Raw genomic sequence first — 3,821 nt, 5'->3', positions numbered from 1 at the left:
CATGATCACCCTGCCATGATCACCCTGGGCGCCCTGAACGATCTTGCCGGCGTGCGCCACGGCTTCCTGACCCGCGCCGGCGGGGTCAGCGAGGGGATCTACGCCTCGCTGAACTGCGGCTATGGCGCGAAGGACGATCCTCCGGACCGGGTGGCGGAGAACCGCGCCCGCGCGCTGGCCCGCGCCGACCTGCCCGCAGGCTCGCTGGTCACCGCCTATCAGGTCCACAGCGCCCGGGTGGCACGGGTCGAGCGGCCCTGGCCGCGCGAGGACGCGCCGGAGGTCGACGCGATGGTGACCGACCGGCCGGGGGTGACGCTGGGCATCCTGACCGCCGACTGCGCCCCGGTGCTGTTCGCCGACGCGCCAGCCCGCGTGATCGGCGCCGCCCATGCGGGCTGGCGCGGGGCGCAGGGCGGCGTGCTGGAGGCGACGGTGGCGGCGATGGTCGAGCTGGGCGCGGAGCGCGCGCGCATCCGCGCCGGCATCGGCCCCTGCATCGCCCAGCGCTCCTACGAGGTCGGGCCGGATTTCCCGAAGCCGTTCCTGGCCGACGACCCGGCGAACGCCGCCTTCTTCTGCCCCTCCCGGCGCGAGGGACATTTCATGTTCGACCTGCCCGGCTATGTCGCCGCCCGGCTGGCCGCGGCCGGGCTGCGGCGCGTCTGCCGGCTGCCCCACGACACCTGCGCCGAGGCGGAACGGTTCTTCAGCTATCGCCGGGCGACGCTGCGGGGCGAGCCCGATTACGGCCGCGGACTTTCACTGATCGGTCTCGTCGAGGAGGAGTAGGAGATGGCCCTGCATTTCAGCACCGAGGAACTGGCCGGGCGCCGCGCCCGCGCGATCCGGCTCATGGAGGAGCGCGGCCTGCACGGCCTGCTGATCTTCCGTCAGGAGAGCATGTACTACCTGACGGGCTATGACACCTTCGGCTATGTCTTCTTCCAGTGCCTCTATCTCGGCACCGACGGCCGGATGACGCTGTTGACGCGGGCGCCGGACCTCAGGCAGGCGCAGCACACCTCGGTGATCGACGACATCCGGATCTGGCGCGACGCGCCGGACGCGGAGCCGACCCGCGACCTGATGGCGATCCTCGACGAGCATGGCTGCCGCGGCAAGAAGCTGGGCGTCGAGCTGGAGGCCTATGGCCTGACCGCGCGCAACGGCCTCAGGCTGATGGTGACGCTGGACGGGTTCTGCACCCTGATGGACAGCTCGGACCTGGTCAGTCGTCTGCGCGTCGTCAAGAGCCCGGCAGAGATCGCCTATGTCCGCAAGGCCGCCGAGCTGGCCGACGCCGCGCTCGACGAGGCGAACCGGCTGGCGGGCCCGGGCGTGTTCGAGGGCGACATCATGGCGGCGATGCAGGGGGCGGTGTTCCGCGGCGGCGGCGACGACCCGAGCAACGAGTACATCATCGGCTCCGGCCGCGACGCCCTGCTCTGCCGCTATTTCACCGGGCGGCGCCATCTCGACGCGCAGGACCAGCTCACGATCGAGTTCGCCGGGGTCTATTGCCACTACCACTCCTGCCTGATGCGGACGCTGTGCATCGGCAAGGCGCCGGAGCGGCAGATCGAGATGCACAAGGTGGCGGTCGACGCGCTCGAGGCCTGCAAGGCGGCCCTCCTGCCCGGCCTGCCGATCGGCGAGGTGTTCGAGGCCCATGCCCGGGTGCTCGACGGCGCCGGCTATCAGGCGCACCGGATGAACGCGACCGGCTACAGCCTCGGCGCCACCTTCGCGCCGAACTGGATGGACTGGCCGATGTTCTATGCCGGCAACCCGGAGCCGGCGGCGCCGGGCATGGTGTTCTTCATCCACATCATCATCTTCGACAGCGACGCCGGCCTGGCGATGACGACCGGCCAGACCGTGCTGGTCGGCGAGCGCGGCGCCGAGACGCTGTCGCAGCGGCCGCTCGACCTCGTGGTGAAGTGAGGGTTTGGAAAGGACCTCATCCTGAGCCTGGCGAAGGATGAGGGGCACGCCCGATGCCGCATCTGATCATCTTCCTGGCGCTCTGCCTGCTCGGCCTCATGGTGAGCTGCGTCATGATTTGACGCGGCCCCACCGGCCTTTGGACGGGGACCTTCTTCCCGGACTCGCAAAATAACCCCATGCAAAGGGGGAAGCGACATGCGGAATGTCGCTTCGTGAACAGTCCGCAGCCTGTCGACCGACGGCGCGCCGCCCCCGCGACGTCGAGGTCCTTTCAGTGGAAGAACAAGGCGTTCAGGGCGGCGCCGACGAGAAGAACAAGGACCAGAAGCGTCAGTCCCATGACGATTCCCCACACTATTCGCGACTTGCCGAGCAGATGCTCGGTGAAGACGCAGACGATGGTCCGCCAGAGCCAGCCCAAGAACTCGCCGACGACTTCGCCGAATACGCAGCGCATGACTTCCCCCCTGCCCCGCTTATTCGAGTTTACGACCATAAGGCCACGAAACAAGACCGAGGCCGACCCGCGGCCCGCTCGCCCTGCCCTTGCGAAATTACGTAATATGCGTTATCATTACGCAATCAATGGTAGCGGCGGAGGAAGGCGATGGGCGGACGGCAGGGTGGCGCGAGCCGGGCACTGACGATTCGGGCGGAGGGCGCGGGCTCGCCCGCGGCGATCGTGGGAACGGCGGATCAGCGGCTGGCCGAGCGGCTGGTGACCCAGGTGGCGGACGCGCTCTGGCTGCCGGCCCACCTTGGGGAGGCGGAGCGGGTGGAGCGGATCGAGGCGGCGGTGGCCGCGCTCAAGGGCCTCGCGCCGCGCGACGAGATGGAGGGCATGCTGGCGACGCAGATGGTGGCGACGCACGGCGCGGCGATGGAGTGCCTGCGCCGGGCGATGCTGCCCGACCAGGACCTGACGGTGCGCGAAGCGAACCTGCGGCAGGCCGGCCGCCTGCTCGCGCTCTATGCGAAGCAGGTGGAGACCCTGAACCGTAACCGCGGCAAGGGGCAGCAGAAGGTGACGGTGGAGCATGTGCGGGTGGAGTCCGGCGGGCAGGCGATCGTCGGCACGGTGAGCCGGGAGCAGCCGTAGGCGCTATAAGCCATGGGGACCGGGACAGTGCGCGCGCCAGTTCCAGCGGCGACCGGGCCGATGCAGGCCAGCCCGCGCTGCGGCGCGCGGACGCGGGGCGGCACGCCCTGCCGGGCACCGGCGGTGAAGGGCAGGCGGCGCTGTCGGATGCATGGCGGCGCGAAAGGCTCCGGGGCGCCGAGATACAGTCAGAACGCGCTCAAGCACGGGCTCACGACAGCCGAGGCGAAGGCAGAGCGGCGAGAGATCGGGGAGTTGATCCGGACAGGCCGGCGAGTTTTGAAGGAGATGGATGACTTCTGATCCATAGCCCGCGTCGAAACAACGGCAAAGACGTTTTAATCACCCCGATCGCGGATGCTTCGCTTCCATCAAGGCACCTGATGGCGGCGTCGTCACCTGGCCGTTCGGATAGCCGAAGCACGGGCGTTGCGGCAGATTGAAATCCGGGAGACGGGTTCGGTTGCCGCCGCCTCCCCTTCACCCCCCTCTGCCTGGAGGGGTGGGGACTTCAGGCTTCTTCCTCGGGCACGTCGGGCGATGCCCCCAAAGCCGGCGCGGAAGCTCCGGCTTTGGGGAACATCGAACCATGGTCGGCGCAGCGGGCCGAAGGCCACACCGGCCGTCGTTGCCGAAGCAACGCTGACTACCGGCGGGTCGTCCGCTTGGTGGCCATCCGCTTGCGGGCGACCGACTTGCGGGCAGCAGCCGCCCGCTTGGCCACCGGCTTGCGCGCCGCCGTCTTCCGCACCGCGGTCTTCCGGGCTGTGGT

Annotated in this window: 5 protein-coding genes; 4 read left to right on the top strand and 1 reads right to left on the bottom strand. The window is 69.4% G+C overall.

Annotated features, from left to right (window positions below; genetic code table 11):
• Both pgeF and ACESM1_RS30185 read left to right on the top strand, forming a co-directional pair.
• On the top strand, positions 1 to 792 hold a 792-nt coding region (gene pgeF, locus ACESM1_RS30190), incomplete at its 5' end, for a peptidoglycan editing factor PgeF (protein WP_372625090.1).
• 3 nt (positions 793 to 795) lie between these two features.
• Complete coding sequence (locus ACESM1_RS30185) at positions 796 to 1,947, top strand: M24 family metallopeptidase (protein ID WP_372625088.1); 1,152 nt, start codon at positions 796 to 798, stop codon at positions 1,945 to 1,947.
• Between the two features lie 274 nt (positions 1,948 to 2,221).
• Here the strand turns inward: ACESM1_RS30185 and ACESM1_RS30180 are convergent, their stop codons facing one another.
• A complete protein-coding gene (locus ACESM1_RS30180) occupies positions 2,222 to 2,407 on the bottom strand; it encodes a hypothetical protein (RefSeq protein WP_372625086.1) in 186 nt (61 codons plus the stop codon).
• A gap of 150 nt (positions 2,408 to 2,557) precedes the next feature.
• Here ACESM1_RS30180 and ACESM1_RS30175 point away from each other — a divergent pair, with 150 nt between their 5' ends.
• Both ACESM1_RS30175 and ACESM1_RS30170 read left to right on the top strand, forming a co-directional pair.
• The gene (locus tag ACESM1_RS30175) at positions 2,558 to 3,049 is read left to right on the top strand and encodes a hypothetical protein (RefSeq protein ID WP_372625084.1); all 492 of its coding nucleotides are present in this window, start codon (positions 2,558 to 2,560) and stop codon (positions 3,047 to 3,049) included.
• Positions 3,050 to 3,061: 12 nt separating this feature from the next.
• Positions 3,062 to 3,352 carry an HGGxSTG domain-containing protein gene (locus ACESM1_RS30170; RefSeq protein WP_372625082.1) on the top strand — a complete coding sequence of 97 codons (291 nt, stop codon included), beginning with the start codon at positions 3,062 to 3,064 and terminating at the stop codon, positions 3,350 to 3,352.
• The last annotated feature ends 469 nt before the right edge of the window (positions 3,353 to 3,821 follow it).

This window comes from Falsiroseomonas sp. (assembly GCF_041690465.1).
In the GTDB taxonomy this organism is placed as follows: domain Bacteria; phylum Pseudomonadota; class Alphaproteobacteria; order Acetobacterales; family Acetobacteraceae; genus Falsiroseomonas.
Note: the sequence above shows the minus strand (reverse complement) of the source record. Positions and strands in the feature narration are given on the sequence as shown.